Raw genomic sequence first — 15,292 nt, forward strand, 5'->3', positions numbered from 1 at the left:
TTTTTTAGCATAATTGTAAATCCGTAATTTATATGGAATTGTATAGGCATAAAGTGTGCCAGATTTTGATAATGCTCAGTGTGAATATCTCAACAGGCTTAGTATGAAACATTTTGAAAGGTTAAATATGAAGTGTTATTTAAGACTTTGGTTCGTCTTCTTTAAATATATGTTCAGGTAAAGCAGCTCTGATTTTTGGATCTAGATTTTTTGGATTTGTGATTTCTCCACAACCTTTTAAATTTTCAATTGATTCCATCGTTACATTCTGGAAATCACAATCAACAAAAATAGTATTCTCAAATAAAGAAGTATAAAAGAACATATCTGTTAAGACACACTCTCTTATATAAGCTTCTAAGAAGTCACATTGATACATTTGTATGACATGAAAAGAACAATTTGATATATAAGAATGTTCAAAATCGCAATGTAAAAATGAACTTTTATCAAAAGAAATATTTATAATGTGAGAACCTCTAAATAATATTCTATTAAAAGAAATATCATTTAATTGCATACTTTTTAAGATAGAATCAGTCAAATCTGTATTCTTAAAAATTATATAGCTTATTTCTTGGTGTGATAAATTAAAACTCAATACATTGTTAAATGTCGCCCAACTTAGAAATTTTACAAACGTATCTTGAGATGCTTCAGGAATTAAATTCTCCTCCATATTCACTTCTGCTAAAACTGTCCAAAAACCATAAAAAATATGTAAGCTAGATTCTATGGTATTTGTGGTGTCTTTTATAGGATTGTAAAAACTAATTTCTAGGAAATCTTCAAAAAAGAATTGCATACGTTTTTTAAGTTCCTCTTTTTGGTCGGTATCTTCATGGTTTTTAATTAGTTCTTTTAAATAATCAGTAACTTCTTTAGAAATCAATTTTGAACTTAGTAATTTACTAATATGAAACAAAGCATCTTCCCAATTGCTAATAAAATATTCACCATTTGAACGTTTTTCTACTAATTCTAAAAATCCATACCATATTTTTTCAGCCACTAAATATTCTTGTAAGGATTTATGAAGAAACTCAATAGCGTAATTAGTATTGTGATCTTCGGCTTTTGTGTCTGTTGCATCTTTTTGTACTTCTTGAAAGTAAAAGGAAATCATGATACTTTTTAAAGAACTTTCAATATTTTTGGTTTTTAGCTTGTTTAAGAAGGTTTGTGTCGCAGGTAAATTTTCTAAATCTCGTTTGCGAATGTATTCAAAGTCACTTTGAAAAATCGCCAAGGCAATATCTCTGATATAATTTCGCAAGCTTACCTTTGTCAAGCCTTCTAAATTATCTATTTGTCCAGTTTTGTCCCACTTTCGTTCTATCAAGGAATTAAATAATTGATTGTAAATAGCAGTTCTGTTGGATAATTTTTCATAATCAATATCCACTTTGGAAACTAAATGTAACAAGATGGGTTGACGGATCAACTCAGCAACATGCTCAATATTTTCATTGATATGATCTATCTTTTCAGGAGTCAAATTTGACTTAGGATAAAATTTCATGTAGTTTTCGACCCAAATTTTTTGTCTACTTTCATCAAATTCATCAAGAGTTACGACAATATGTTGGTTCTTTTTTAAAGCTTCAATATTTACATAACCATACCGAGAAGTCACAATAAATTTAGTATTAGCCAAAGAGTCCGTTGATAAATGTCCTAATTCTCTGCAAAATTCTTTAATGTCATTATTGCTTAATCCATCTTTCATGTATAATTCATCCAAACCATCTAACAATACGAGATTGTTTTCGGTGGCATCAAATGACTGCTTTTCTCGTTCAGAAAGGAAATTCGTAATTGCTTTGATCGGATTATTAATTAATTCTTTAGTATCTGAAATATCACGAAGTTTGATGAGGTAATAATTGGTGTTTAGTTGCTGTTTAATTTCAATTAAATCATATAATATCTTGCTACATAAAGAAGTTTTTCCTTGTCCAGGATAGCCTAAAACTAATAAGCATTTTGCAGTTTTACTTTCAAGTTCATATAAGTTCTCTATTTTATAATCTACAAAATCATAAATAAATTTATGAATATTATCATATTGGTCTAGTTTCCAGAATGATTCAGATTTCTCTTCACGTCTATTTTGTGTGTCTTTATCCAGACATTCACGGAAAATTTTAAAACCTGGTTCTACATACAAATTGGCTAAGGTCATTCCTGTTTCGTCACCAGGAACCACAGAAGTATAATACTTAGTAAGTTTGTTTAAATAAAGTTCTTTTTTACGTCTTTCTTCGTTGTAATTTTTAAACGGACTGTTTAGGAATTCGCTAATGGATAAGTAGAAGTCTTCATTACTATGCCATTCTGCCATCAATTCAATCGCAAATTTTCTAGCAAAGCTTAATGTTAAGTTTTCTGCTCGTATTTTTTGAATACCAGAAGCAATTAACCATTCTTCAAAAAGTGTAATAAACGCTTCTAGAAAATCTTGTCCCTGTGGATTCTCAAAAAAAGAAACATCAATTTCAATGTTGAGATTCTCTAATTTTTCATCAACGTCGTATTCTAAACTAACTTTTTTTGCTAAACTTGTTTCTGAAAAAAGTACGTGATGTTCTTTAATAATGGAAAAACAGGTTCTTCCTAATGTTCTCAAGATTAGTAAATATGCTTTTTCTTCGGTGGTTTCTGTAAATTTTAAACTAGAAATTGCGCCTAAAACATCTTTTACAGCAACAGGAACATTTCCAGTTTTTAAACTAATGACTGCTTTTCCAAGATGAAGAAAAAAGCCTTTTTTAATTTTTAATTTCTGATTGTAAAAAGAAACAGGTTTTTTTAGAATAATAGTTCCAGACATAGATACGTGCGAATTTTTACTAAAATAACTAAAATAAAAATCGCACACAATGCAAGTTGGTCAAAGAACAGTTTTCTTAGTTATACAGCTTTTCGTAGAAAAGGAAAAGTCTAACACAGTCTAGTAATCTAAGAAGTCTAAAAATCTAATAATCTAAAAACCTACGATGATAATTTATTTGTCCTACATGATAACTCAAATGCCAAAGTAAGTGTAATAGCATAAATTCATTGGTCAATATTTCACCATTTTTTTCAATCGGATAGTTTTCTTTGAGTTTTTCTTCAGGGAAATTCGTCAGTGAAGTAATAACAATCTTTTTTACATTGGCTATAAGTATGAGCAATGTCGCTTTTGGAATATTTTTCGATTCAAATTCTTCGTCACGCTTGCGTACATAATCGGTGTTTCCTATGTGTCTACCAATGAAATGGTTCAAGTTTCCAATTAAGTGTAAACACAAATTTCCAGCGCAATTGGGAATGTTATCAGTAACTTTCCACAAGGAAAATTCACTTTTATATTGTTCAATTTCAGAAGCTAATCGGTCAATTTCTCTTGTATATAGGGCAATCGTGGCAGTTTTCATAAAATACGTTTTTTGATATATTAAAAGTACAATTATTGCCTAGTATCTCCAATGAAAAACAACGTAGAATGTTTCTAAAATGACTAGTTTTGTGATTCTTATAATTTTCAACTTATGAATTCTAGAAAAGCACAACTTGAAGCCTTTGATCGTTTGCTAACTATTATGGACGAATTGCGTGAACAATGTCCATGGGATAAAAAGCAAACGCTACAAACCTTACGTCACTTAACGATTGAAGAAACCTATGAATTAGGAGATGCAATTCTAGAAAATGACTTGGAAGAAGTCAAAAAAGAATTAGGTGATTTACTACTGCACATTGTGTTTTACTCAAAGATAGGAAGTGAAACAAAGGATTTCGATATTGCCGATGTTGCAAATGGAATTTGTGAGAAACTCATCAGTCGTCATCCACATATTTACGGTGATGTTGAGGTAAATGATGAAGAAGATGTAAAACGTAATTGGGAAAATTTAAAACTAAAAGAAGGAAAGAAATCTGTGTTAGAAGGCGTTCCTAAAAGTTTGCCTGCGTTAGTGAAAGCAAACCGTATTCAAGATAAAGTTGCTGGAGTTGGTTTCGATTGGGAACAACCTGAACAAGTTTGGGAAAAACTCGAAGAAGAACTAGGTGAGTTCCAAGAAGAAGTTGCTAAAGGCGATCAAGAAGCAATGGAATCTGAATTTGGTGATGTATTATTTTCGATGATTAATTACGCACGTTTTCTTAAAATAGATCCAGAGAATGCTCTAGAACGTACAAATAAGAAGTTTATCAAACGTTTTCAGTATCTAGAACAAAAAGCTGCAGGATTGAATAAACAACTTGCCGATATGACACTAGCGGAAATGGACGTTTTTTGGGAAGAAGCGAAGAAGCTTTAAAATGTTAAATGTAAAATGCTAAATTTTAAATGTAAAAGTGTCTGGAACGTCATTACGGGGAAATATGACTGAGTAATCTGTTTTTTTATGTTAGATTTTTAATTTTAAATATTGAATAGACATCACAAAACACATAGTTTTCTCCAATACAAGCGTCATATCGAGTGAATTTATTTTCAGAAATTAGTATCGAGATATGCTTTGAAATGCTAAGTTTTAAATGTAAAAGTGTTTGAAACGTTATTATAGGAAGTATGACGAAGTAATCTGTTTATCAACATATATTTTTTGTTTTTGGAGTTACAGATTGCCACAAGTTTTTATAAAACTTTCGCAAAGACGTATCTAAGTCTAAATATCAAAACGTCACTTCGAGTGATTCGCTAAAGCGAATTATATCGAAGAAGTACTTTGAAATACTACAGTTGAATATAGTTCAACATAACGCAAAGAAAAAGTCGCTTAGTTTCCTAAACGACTTTTTTATATTTAATTGACATCTAAAATGTCTCAATACTCAATACTAAGTTCTAAATACTACTTCTAAAGCGATTTCAACTGATTTAATTTTGCTTTCCAAGTATCTAATGCTCTTTTGTGTTTTTCAATATCTTGATGTACTTTTTTCAACATCGGACTGTTTGAAGAAGAATTAGAAAAGAACTGTAAATTATTTTCTAACTGACGAATTTCACCAGAAATGTCATCAATCTTTCTACGAATAAAAATACGTTCTGAATTAATCTTGTGCGCATCTAAATTCTCTAAACGATTGCTATACTTGATCAATTCAGATTCTTGCTTGTCAATATTTAATTGCTTAAATATGCCATCAATTACTTTATTGAACTTGTTATCTATGTTCTTTTTGTTATAAGGAACTCTACCAATTGCTTTCCAATTTGCAATTTTTTCCTTGATTGTTTCGATATCTTGTTTGCTATCTCCAGACAATTCAAAAGCTTCCATTTCAGTTAAGAACGCTTCTTTTTTCTCTAAAGCTTCATTTTCTTCAGCACTTGCCGCATTTTTTTGTGCGTGTAAGCGATCAAAATAGTGGTTACAGGCATTTTTGAACTGTTTCCAAACCTTATCAGAAATTTTCTTAGGTACGTGTCCAATCTTTTTCCAATCGGCTTGAACTTTCTTCATTTGCGGTGTAGTTGCTGTCCAATCATCGCTATCTTTCAATGATTCAGCTAACTCTATCAATGCTAGTTTTTTCGATAAGTTATCTTGCTGTTCTTTCTTTAAAGACTTGTAAAAAGCATTTTTATTGGCATTAAACTCACGTACAGCTTGTTTAAACTTAGCCCAAGTAGCTTCGTTTACTTTTAATGGAACTTTTCCAGCATTGAAAAAAGCTTCGCGGAGTTTTTCAATTTCCTTTATCTTGTTTTGCCATTGATTATGAACCTTATAATCTCCAGTTCCAATTTCTTTGATCTTAGCAATAATCTCTTCTTTTACAACAAGATTTTGCTCATAAATCTGATCTATATTTTTGAAATATTCCTGACGTCTGTCATGAATAATCTTAGTAGCTGCACTAAATTGGTTCCAAATTTCCTCACGTAAATCTTTGGCAACTGGACCAATATCTTCTTTCCAAATTCTATGTAAATTCTGCAATTCGCGGAAAGCGTGAATCACATTTTCTTCTTGCGCTAATTCTTCAGCTCGAGCAACAACTTTTTGTTTTTCTTCATAATTACGTTTAAAATCTAAATCGCGCAGATCTCTATTTAAATGTAAAAAGTCATAAAAGCGTTCTACGTGATGATGATATGTACGCCAAATATTGTTGTATTGCGTTTTAGGAATAGATCCTGCATTACGCCATCCTTCTTGAATTTGCTTGAAATGTTTGTAAGTAGTGTTGATGTTTTCTTCAACATTCAATAAACCTTTCAATTCTTCGATCAAGGCTAAACGCTTCTCTAGATTAGCGTGTAAATCTTTCTCTAAATTCTTGTAATATTCGTTTCGTTTGCTACGATATTCGTTGTAAGCTACATTGAATCGTCCTTTGATTGGCAATGAAAAATGAAAGTCGATGATGTTTCCTCCTTCGGCTAAAAATTCTTCTTTACGTTGTTCTAAGACTTCAGTAAACTTTTGATTGAACTCCGTTTTAATGCCGTCAACATGTTCTTTGATCGCTTGGACTTTCTCGTTTTTCACAAGTTTTTCCAATTCGTCTACCAAAGCTTCCTTCGACATTGAATGATAATCTTTTACAGGAATTTCATGACGTTCAGTCGCAGTTTCATCTTCCGCATCTTCCGCAACATTTTCATGCACTTCATTTACAGCTTCTTGATGTTCCTCTATCGTCTGTTCGACTTCTTCTACAATTTCTTCGGTAGCCTCTGCAGCAACTTCAGTTTCCGTTTGTGCTTCTTCTACAATTTCCTCTGTAACTTCTGCAACAACTTCGCTTTCCGTTTGTACTTCTTCTACAATTTCCTCTGTAGTTTCTGCGGCAACTTCTTCCGTTGTTTCTTCCGTATGATCATTGGTAGATTGATCTTCTAAATTTCCGTCTGCGTTTTGCAGGTTATCATCTTTTTCTTCTAACATCATTAAAAATGTTTGGGTTCTTTTTCAAGCTTTAAAGTCCGAATATACTAACAACAAACAAAACGACAAAGTTTTACAGATGAGAAACTTCTATAATTGCAGTAAAATTTGTGATATTTTTCACGAATTCCATATTTTCCAAGCCTTTTCTGCTTGAAATTCTAACATTTTGTAACCATTTACAATTTCAGCACCTTGCAAACGACCGAGTTTTAAAAAGGTAGTTTCTGATGGATTGTAGATTAAATCGAAAAGTAAAAAATCTTTAGAAACATATTTATATGGAATATCAGGACAATCTTCAATTTTAGGAAATGTTCCTAAAGGTGTACAGTTGACAATGATAGGATGCGATTTCATGATTTTTTCACTTAAATCTTGATAAGAAATCGATTGCTCGTTTTTTGGCTTCCGCGAAACGTACTTATAGTCAATATTTAATTCTTCAAACACAAAGGCAATTGCTTTTGAGGCACCGCCGGTTCCTAAAATCAATGCTTTTTTATGATGTTTTTTTAGATAAGGTTTGACTGATTTTTTAAAACCATAACAATCAGTGTTGTAGCCTTTTAATGTGCCATCTTTGTTAACTTTAATTGTATTTACAGCACCAATTTTTTTTGCTTTTCGGTGTAATTTGTCTAAGTGAGGAATGACTGCTTCTTTGTACGGAATAGTAACATTTATCCCTTTAATATTAGGGTTTTCCTGTAAAATATTTGGAAAATCTGTAATTGCTGGAATGTCAAAATTCGTATAGAAATGATCGTTTAGTTTCAATGATTTGAATTTATCAGAGAAATACCCTCGAGAAAACGAATATGCGATGTGTTTTCCCAGTAAGCCAAATAAGGACTTATATGTTTTCAGCTCGTTTTCCATACCAATCTAAGGCTAATACAATTGAAATTCCGACAAAAATGTAAAATACAGCAATCCATGTTTCGCTTGACGCCATATCTGGAATCATTCGTTTGTAATTTTGAATGATTTGTTTTCCATTTGAATCTGTTAAAAAGACACCAGCTTCATCCGCTTTATAAATTGTTTCTTTCCATGGCCAAACTACGCCAAGTGAACCAGAAATAAAACCTATAATAACAGCTGTTGTAATGTTTTTATAATGTTTTAATACAAAATTTAATAAGTGTGATAATGTGACCAATCCAACAGTAGAGCCTGCGGTAAAGACAGCTAATATTTTTAAATCGCGAATACGTTCAGCATCACTGGTAAAGTTAAAATCACCTCGTAACATATCTGCCATCGTATCATACAACGCATTGACCGAATCGACCAACAAAAGCACATAGTTTCCGAGAAGTATCAGAATAAACGAACCTGAAAGTCCTGGCAAAGTCATTCCTGAAACACTAATAATTCCACAAATAAAAACAAAACCTAAATGGTCATTTTCTTTTGCAGGATTCATAAAACTGATGGCAATTCCAATCGCAGCTCCAATAACTAAACTTAATATTGTAGAACGATTCCAGTGTTTAAAATCTTTTGCGATGTAATATATTGATCCGAGAATCATTCCAAAAAAAGCAGACCAAACATAGAGTTCGTAATGCTGAATAAAATAATCGAGAATTTTAGAAACACTAAAATAACTCACTAACATACCTAAAATGAGTAGTCCTAAAAATTTCCCGTTTATGTATTGATAGAAACTTTTAAAACGTCCGCGAAAAAGAAGTTTAAAGGCTTTTCCGTTGATACGTTGTAACGAATAGATAAATTCTTCATAAAAGCCAGCAACAAAGGCAACAACGCCACCAGAAACTCCTGGAACTTTATTTGCTGCGCCCATTGCCAATCCTTTGATGACAAGTAAGATTTTATCTTTGAGCGTTCGCGAGTTTTCCATGAAGTATCTTCTGTTGTTTTAGGTGTGTTTTTTGTTTTTGCGTGTGGCAAATTTTTCCATGATAAAAATAGTCAGAAATCCAACAACCATTAATACAATTGCATACGTGATTTTTGGGTCTAAATGGTTGAAAGATTCAAATGTGTTTGGTAAAATACTTTTTCCATAAACATTTACTTGTTCTCCATGTGAATTTGGACGTGTTCCGATGATTTCTTTCCAAGGCCATATTTTGTTGAGTGAACCAAAAATAAAACCTGTGAGAATGGCTAATATTAAATTCTTGTAATTGCTAAATAACCATTTTAAAACTTTTGAAAATGATAATAAACCAATAATGGCTCCAACAGCAAAAATGGCGATTACAGTAATGTCTTTGTTTTTTATTGCAGATAAAACAGGTTCGTATGCTCCTAGAAGTAGTAAGATAAATGCTCCTGAGATTCCAGGAAGAATCATTGCACAAATTGCTAATGCTCCAGCAACTAAGTAAAACCAGTACGGAATTACTTCTTCTTTCCCAATAGGTAAGGTTGTGATGTAGTAAGCAACAATGGCGGCAAGCGTAAAACCAAGAATGGCTTTCCAGTCCCACTTTTCTATTTGTTTTCCGATGAATAGGATACTTGCAATCACTAATCCGAAGAAAAATGCCCACAATAGTACAAATTCTGTCTTCAATAATTCTTTAATGATGGAAGCTAACGAAAGAATACTGGTTCCAATTCCGAGCACAAGCGCTACGAGAAAATTTCCGTTGAGTTGTGTCCAAGCGGCTTTGATTCCGTCTTTGCGTAAGGTTTTGAACAGATCGAGATTTACATTATTGATCGACATGATCAATTCTTCATAGATTCCCGAAATAAAGGCAATCGTTCCACCAGAAACACCAGGGACAACATCGGCAGCGCCCATGGCAAATCCTTTTAAAGTAATGATTAAATAATCGAATAGATTTCTATTCATGCGTAGCTGAATTATAAGTTTTGTAACACAGAAGTTTTTTACTTCCAAAAGCTACACACAAAAGTATGGAATTTTATGTGGACGATTTTTTAAATTCTGAAATAATATTTTTTACAGAAATGCGCATGCAAATATTTGGAAACAGTTTTTCAAATACTAAGTGTTGTTTGAAATTGTTTCGCAAAGCATTTTTTAGGTGAAATGTACCTTTGCTTTGTTCGCCAAGTGTAAAATATATTCCTGCCAATCGGTATTCAATTTTTGAATTGTCCGGATAAAATTCTAAAGCTTGCAATAATACGTGCGTACTGTTGCTGTATTCACCTAGAAGCTTTAAAATATCAGCCCAAGCTGTCCAAGTAGATAATTCATAATTACCTAATTCAACTGTTTTTTGGTATGCAATATCTGCTTCTTCGTAAAGTTGTAAAGCTCTGTGAATTTCAGCACTTCGCTTCCAATAGGAAACATTTTCTGTATCTATATTAATCGCTTTGTTGATGTAATAAAGCGCTTTTTGAAAGTTTTCTTGTTTGATGTGAAAATCGGTAATTGCTGTCCAACCTTTGTCTAATAAAGGATCTTCATGAACCGTTTTGTAATAGAATTTTACAGCTAAATCTTTTTTACCGAGTTTTTCATAGCATTTTCCCATACGCAAATACGCGAAAGAAGTAGGATCGTCTAATTCTAAAGTTATTTGGTAATTGTGAATTGCTTCTTCGTAGTCGCCTAACTTTTCAAGTACTTTTCCTTTTTCTAAATATGCACCAATAAAACGATCGTCTGCAATGATTGCAAAATCAAAGGCAGCCAATGCTTCTGCAAATAATTTTTTACTGTAATATTGTTTTCCTAGTTGATGCCAAGCAACTTCTGAGTATGGATTTTTGTTTATGTAACTGTTTAAATAGTTAATTGCTCCATCAATATCTTCTAAAAATTCAAAACAATAGATGATATTGTATAAAGAAGAGTAATCATCAACATCAAGCTCAATACACTTCATAAAGTAATGTTTAGCTTCTTTAAAATCATCAATAAAAAGATATTCCATTCCAATCAAGGAATTCACATCCGCTAAATCATTACTATATTCTAACGCCATTTTAAGCAACTCAATTGCTTTGTAATGTTCGTCTCTTTTGGAATATATGTTTGCTTTTTGAATATAGACTTCAGGATTAGATGTTTCTAAAACATACAGTGCATCTAGTAATTTTTCTGCTTCATCTAGTTTATTTTCAAACACCATCAATTCGATTTCCATGAGTTTTAAATTCACAGAACTCGGATGTTGTTCTAAGCCAATTTTAATAGCTTTTTTTGCGAGCGCGACTTTTCCCGCGTCTAAGTAATGGTGTACGATATCTTCAAATTCAGCCGAATCAAAAAAGAAAACATTATTCGTTTTTAACATTGATTCAAACTTCGAAAGTGCAAAATTATTATCTTCATTAGAGCTAAATAGCATAGGCAATACGTGCTTTTAGATTTCTATTACATTAAATGTAGTCGATGAAAGTGTTGTTTTCTTAGCTAAGTGCTAATTGTTTTCAACAAAGTAATCAACAACGTATAATCATTATCACTCTGACAATGATTTGATTTTTAGTTGGTTATTTTTAGTGTAGGCAGTTTTTGTAGGTAATAATAACGATTATGAGTGGTATTTAGTCTTTGATATTTCGTAAAACTTTCATAATTGTTGAGCAACCTTGTTCAATTTCTGCTAAAGAAATCGTTAATGGAGGCGTAATTCGAACCGCTTTTGGTTCAAAAAGTAACCAAAAAAGAACCAAACCTTCTTCCATACATCCCAAAATGATTTGATTGGCAATGTCTGCATTTTTTACAATCAGTGAGAGCATCAATCCTTTTCCACGAATTTCTTCAATGTATTCATGTTGAAGTAAGCGTCTAAAAAGTTCTTCTTTCTTTAGCGTTTGTAACATTAAGTCACTTTCTACAATTTCTTGTAAAGTAGCTAAACATGCAGCTGCAATTACTGGATGACCACCAAAAGTAGTAATATGTCCTAGTTTTGGTCGATCTTGTAATGAATCCATGATTGCTGTTGAAGATGTAAATGCTCCGACAGGCATTCCGCCGCCCATTCCTTTTCCCATGACAACAATATCTGGAACAATATTATAGTTTTGAAAACCGAAAAGTTTTCCTGTGCGACCAAATCCTGGTTGAATTTCATCTAATATGAGTAATGCGCCAACTTCTTCACAACGTTGTTTTACTTTTCTTAGATATTCGTTTTTAGGAACAATAAATCCTGCACCACCTTGAATGGTTTCTAAAATAACTCCAGCTGTTTTTGAGGTAATTTTAGCGATATCTGCTTCATTATTGAATTCAATAAAATTCACATCTGGCAATAGCGGACGAAATGCTTGTTTTCGTTCTTCGTATCCCATAATGCTCATGGCGCCTTGCGTATTTCCATGATACGCGTGTTTTGCTGCAATAAGTTCAGAACGTCCTGTGAAGCGTTTGGCAAGCTTCATAGCGCCTTCAATAGCTTCTGTTCCTGAGTTTGTTAGATATGTTTTTTCTAACGGATCTGGTAATTGAGCTGCTAATAATTTTGTTAAATCTACTGCCGATTTTTGCACATATTCTCCATATACCATTACATGCAAGTATTGATCTAGTTGATCTTTGATTGCTTTGACAACTCTCGGATGTTTGTGTCCTAAACTACATGCAGACACGCCAGCTACAAAATCTAAATACGCTTTGTTATTTGTATCGTAGATATAACTTCCTTCCGCATGCGATATTTCCATCGCTAATGGATGTGGCGTTGTCTGTGCTTGATATGTGAAAAAATCTTCTTTCATTAAAATAATCTCCTTCAAAATCTTATGGCAAAGATACAAAGTTAATTGTGGTAATTACTAGATTTTAGTTTTTGGTTTCTGTATTTGCAATTGATTTACAAATAATATAAAATCTTAAGAAAACCACTTCTTAGGCTAGGTATCGAACTACTCGATAATCAAAATTTAAATACTCTGATGCTTACGTCGAAATGTTTTAATTGTTTCTGTTCAAAGTTTCGCGAGCTTGCCCCGAAGTAGTTGAATATTTTTTGGAAGCTTTTAATAATATTTGTTCAGTAGTTTCAAATTTTGAAACAAGTGAAGCGCTATTGATAGCTATTGGCGAGCCGTAATTGTTGAGATTGTACTGTAAACTTTGTCTCGTAAGTATATTCTTTTCTTTGTTGATGTATGCTTTGGGATTTTTAACATGAACCACCAAAAAATCATTAGAAACGACTTTGATAGGTTGAAAACCATTAATATCCTGCCAAGGAATAAAACCAACACTAGTTGCTGTAGAATTATCTATGATTCCTTTAGAGTTGATGATGAGTCCAGCTTTTGATTGAATCAATCTTTTCAAAGCTAAAATACCAGTAAGACCAAAAAACAACATTGCAATCATACCTATAAACTTAAGATTGCTTTCGTTTTTATAGATGAAAAAACCTGAAACCACAAATGCAATACTTCCTAAAGTATACAGGAACATTTTTCTTTTACTAGTTGCAATTTCAATTTGGTCACTCATAATGGTAGTTTTATGTATAGACTCTTGCCATTGAAAAATGTTACGCTCTTGCAATGTTAAAATGTGTGAAAGTTATGAAGCTTAAGTGATTTACTCTTCTTTAGAGGTATTCTGTTTCTTAAACTTCGTATTTGCAATAAGTTTTTTCTTTTGAGTAGTTGTACTTTTTTTAGCAGCTTTTTTCTTCTTTTTCTTTGTTGGAGCTGTTTTTACAGTAGATTTTAATACTTCTTTTTCAGGATCTTTTTCTTCTTCTAAAGGATCCATTGCGTTATTAAGTCCGCGGATAACAGGCAATACTAAATTATTGTCATCTTCATCAAAAATATCATCTTTTGAATACATGCGTTCATCGCCACGCCAAATGAAACCACGAAGTTTACGTGCATTTTTTGGTAGATCTTTATCAGGATAAATAACACCATCTGGTCGTGTGAAAAAGGTAATGTCTTCTATTTGATTTTCGTTTAGAGTCAAGTTGATCGCACTACAAATCGTTTTGTCAATTCCTATAAATTCATTATTATCATTATACATATAGTAGACAACTTCTGTGTTTTTTACGACATCAACTTCGCGAAGTTTGTTTTCTTCGAACTTTCCATATAGATTTAATCCTTTTACTTGATTGTAACCTTCGCCAAGCGTATCTTTTTGTACAATAAAAGCATTGTTGATTACTTTTAATGAATCTAACTTTTCTGTTTTTGTATTGGAAATTAGAAAAATTGTGTCTCCAGTCATTTGACTATCACCATTCCACATAATTGGACGACGTAGTAACTTTGTAATTCCAGATTTATTGTCAGCAAACAAAGAATCACATTTTCCGCTCATGTCTGTTTTAAAGAATTTTACATTTTTATAAGCGCGGATGACTCTATTTTCAGCAGGTCCAGTCACCAACAAACGATCTCCATGAATATACATAGAGTCAGTTTCTACCAGACTAATGGCAACGGCACGTTTGGTAATGTAAGCAGAATCTTTTGCTTTGTACACTTCGCCATAATGACCTTTAAGCACCATATTATTGATGGTGTCAGTAATTTTTATGTTGTTTGTGGCAGAAGCAAATTCAGTATTCTTTTCAAAATACAAACTATCACCATTAATGATTCTGTTATCGTAATCGATACGTGATTTTTTGACAAAATATCCTTTTTCGGTTACAGTATTGTAAAAACCACGTTCGCAATATATAGTGTATTCTTCACCTTTGATGGTAGAAGGTCCATACATATAAGCGTGTTTTGAATCGGTGTAGTAGTCTAATTGTGCAGAATTTACAGTGTATTCTGGATTAACAATGTTTACTTTTTTTAAGAACTGATATTTGTTCTTTTGCATAAAATAACGTCCTTCGATACTTGTCAGTGTTGTGGCGCTATCTTTTACAATTCCTTTTGTGTTGAAATAAGCTTCTTGTTCGTTTCTGTCAAAATATAAAGTATCAGTAGTCAACGTCATGTCAGTATTTTGCAAACGAACATTTCGTTTTGAAACGGCTAATTTTGTATTTCCATCATACTCAATGTATTCACTAGACATTTCTACTGAATCTCCTTGTTGAATAAAAACATTCCCATAGGCTTTTACCCAGTTTCTATCTTGAAACAACACGGCTCTATCGCACCATAAATCCATACCTTCATGTTCAAAACGCACTTGTGATTTTTGCGTTTTAGAAAATATTTTTGCGCCAGGATATTTATTTTCATTCACAGTTAAATCTCCTCCATACACAATTTTAATCACGGTTTTTTCTCCTTTTGGAGTTTGTGTTTGAGAGAAGGCAACTTGTGCTAAAAAAAGTAAGACGAATAATTTCTTCATAAAAGCTTTTCATACTACTAACAATTGCTATACTTTTTTATAAAAATATGAGTTTACAACTGTTAAATTTTCGACCAAAAATAATCTTTTTTGCATGCAAAGTTTATAATTTATGATTTTTTAACTTGGAAAC

Annotated in this window: 11 protein-coding genes; 1 reads left to right on the forward strand and 10 read right to left on the reverse strand. The window is 32.2% G+C overall.

Annotation, left to right across the window (positions count from 1 at the left end; genetic code table 11):
• Positions 1–139: 139 nt before the first annotated feature.
• On the reverse strand, positions 140–2,833 hold the full coding sequence (locus ACOQOS_RS21745) for an NACHT domain-containing protein (RefSeq protein WP_420572534.1): 2,694 nt from the start codon (positions 2,831–2,833) through the stop codon (positions 140–142).
• A gap of 145 nt (positions 2,834–2,978) precedes the next feature.
• Positions 2,979–3,422: a DUF1572 family protein gene (locus ACOQOS_RS21750; protein ID WP_420572535.1), complete on the reverse strand. Its 444-nt coding sequence runs from the start codon at positions 3,420–3,422 to the stop codon at positions 2,979–2,981.
• 114 nt (positions 3,423–3,536) lie between these two features.
• Here ACOQOS_RS21750 and mazG point away from each other — a divergent pair, with 114 nt between their 5' ends.
• On the forward strand, positions 3,537–4,310 hold the full coding sequence (gene mazG / locus ACOQOS_RS21755) for a nucleoside triphosphate pyrophosphohydrolase (protein WP_420572536.1): 774 nt from the start codon (positions 3,537–3,539) through the stop codon (positions 4,308–4,310).
• Positions 4,311–4,853: 543 nt separating this feature from the next.
• Here the strand turns inward: mazG and ACOQOS_RS21760 are convergent.
• The 8 genes from ACOQOS_RS21760 to ACOQOS_RS21795 form a co-directional block, all read right to left on the reverse strand.
• Entirely contained in the window at positions 4,854–6,896 is a 2,043-nt protein-coding gene (locus tag ACOQOS_RS21760; protein WP_420572537.1) for a DUF349 domain-containing protein, read from the reverse strand.
• A 117-nt stretch (positions 6,897–7,013) separates the two neighbouring features.
• Entirely contained in the window at positions 7,014–7,775 is a 762-nt protein-coding gene (locus tag ACOQOS_RS21765) for a shikimate dehydrogenase family protein (RefSeq protein WP_420572538.1), read from the reverse strand.
• Positions 7,750–8,766, reverse strand: coding sequence for a DUF368 domain-containing protein (locus tag ACOQOS_RS21770; protein WP_420572539.1), 1,017 nt, complete (start codon positions 8,764–8,766; stop codon positions 7,750–7,752). The genes ACOQOS_RS21765 and ACOQOS_RS21770 overlap by 26 nt, the downstream gene beginning before the upstream one ends.
• Before the next feature lie 18 nt (positions 8,767–8,784).
• On the reverse strand, positions 8,785–9,732 hold the full coding sequence (locus tag ACOQOS_RS21775; RefSeq protein WP_420572540.1) for a DUF368 domain-containing protein: 948 nt from the start codon (positions 9,730–9,732) through the stop codon (positions 8,785–8,787).
• Between the two features lie 73 nt (positions 9,733–9,805).
• Positions 9,806–11,206 (reverse strand): tetratricopeptide repeat protein, encoded by a 1,401-nt coding sequence (locus tag ACOQOS_RS21780; RefSeq protein ID WP_420572541.1) that lies wholly within the window; start codon positions 11,204–11,206, stop codon positions 9,806–9,808.
• A 199-nt stretch (positions 11,207–11,405) separates the two neighbouring features.
• Positions 11,406–12,587, reverse strand: coding sequence for an aspartate aminotransferase family protein (locus ACOQOS_RS21785; RefSeq protein WP_420572542.1), 1,182 nt, complete (start codon positions 12,585–12,587; stop codon positions 11,406–11,408).
• Between the two features lie 196 nt (positions 12,588–12,783).
• Positions 12,784–13,323, reverse strand: a complete 540-nt coding sequence (locus ACOQOS_RS21790) for an STM3941 family protein (RefSeq protein WP_420572543.1) — start codon at positions 13,321–13,323, stop codon at positions 12,784–12,786.
• A 90-nt stretch (positions 13,324–13,413) separates the two neighbouring features.
• Entirely contained in the window at positions 13,414–15,159 is a 1,746-nt protein-coding gene (locus ACOQOS_RS21795; RefSeq protein WP_420572544.1) for an OstA-like protein, read from the reverse strand.
• Between the last annotated feature and the right edge of the window lie 133 nt (positions 15,160–15,292).

This window comes from Kordia sp., assembly GCF_965224175.1.
Lineage (GTDB): Bacteria > Bacteroidota > Bacteroidia > Flavobacteriales > Flavobacteriaceae > Kordia.

Bases quoted from the DNA above. Each gene is read 5' to 3' on its own strand.
- ACOQOS_RS21780 (WP_420572541.1), bottom strand. From the start codon at position 11,206: ATGCTATTTAGCTCTAATGAAGATAATAATTTTGCACTTTCGAAGTTT.
- ACOQOS_RS21775 (WP_420572540.1), bottom strand. From the start codon at position 9,732: ATGAATAGAAATCTATTCGATTATTTAATCATTACTTTAAAAGGATTT.
- ACOQOS_RS21795 (WP_420572544.1), bottom strand. From the start codon at position 15,159: ATGAAGAAATTATTCGTCTTACTTTTTTTAGCACAAGTTGCCTTCTCT.
- ACOQOS_RS21770 (WP_420572539.1), bottom strand. From the start codon at position 8,766: ATGGAAAACTCGCGAACGCTCAAAGATAAAATCTTACTTGTCATCAAA.
- ACOQOS_RS21745 (WP_420572534.1), bottom strand. From the start codon at position 2,833: ATGTCTGGAACTATTATTCTAAAAAAACCTGTTTCTTTTTACAATCAG.
- ACOQOS_RS21765 (WP_420572538.1), bottom strand. From the start codon at position 7,775: ATGGAAAACGAGCTGAAAACATATAAGTCCTTATTTGGCTTACTGGGA.
- ACOQOS_RS21785 (WP_420572542.1), bottom strand. From the start codon at position 12,587: ATGAAAGAAGATTTTTTCACATATCAAGCACAGACAACGCCACATCCA.
- ACOQOS_RS21750 (WP_420572535.1), bottom strand. From the start codon at position 3,422: ATGAAAACTGCCACGATTGCCCTATATACAAGAGAAATTGACCGATTA.
- ACOQOS_RS21790 (WP_420572543.1), bottom strand. From the start codon at position 13,323: ATGAGTGACCAAATTGAAATTGCAACTAGTAAAAGAAAAATGTTCCTG.
- mazG (WP_420572536.1), top strand. From the start codon at position 3,537: ATGAATTCTAGAAAAGCACAACTTGAAGCCTTTGATCGTTTGCTAACT.
- ACOQOS_RS21760 (WP_420572537.1), bottom strand. From the start codon at position 6,896: ATGATGTTAGAAGAAAAAGATGATAACCTGCAAAACGCAGACGGAAAT.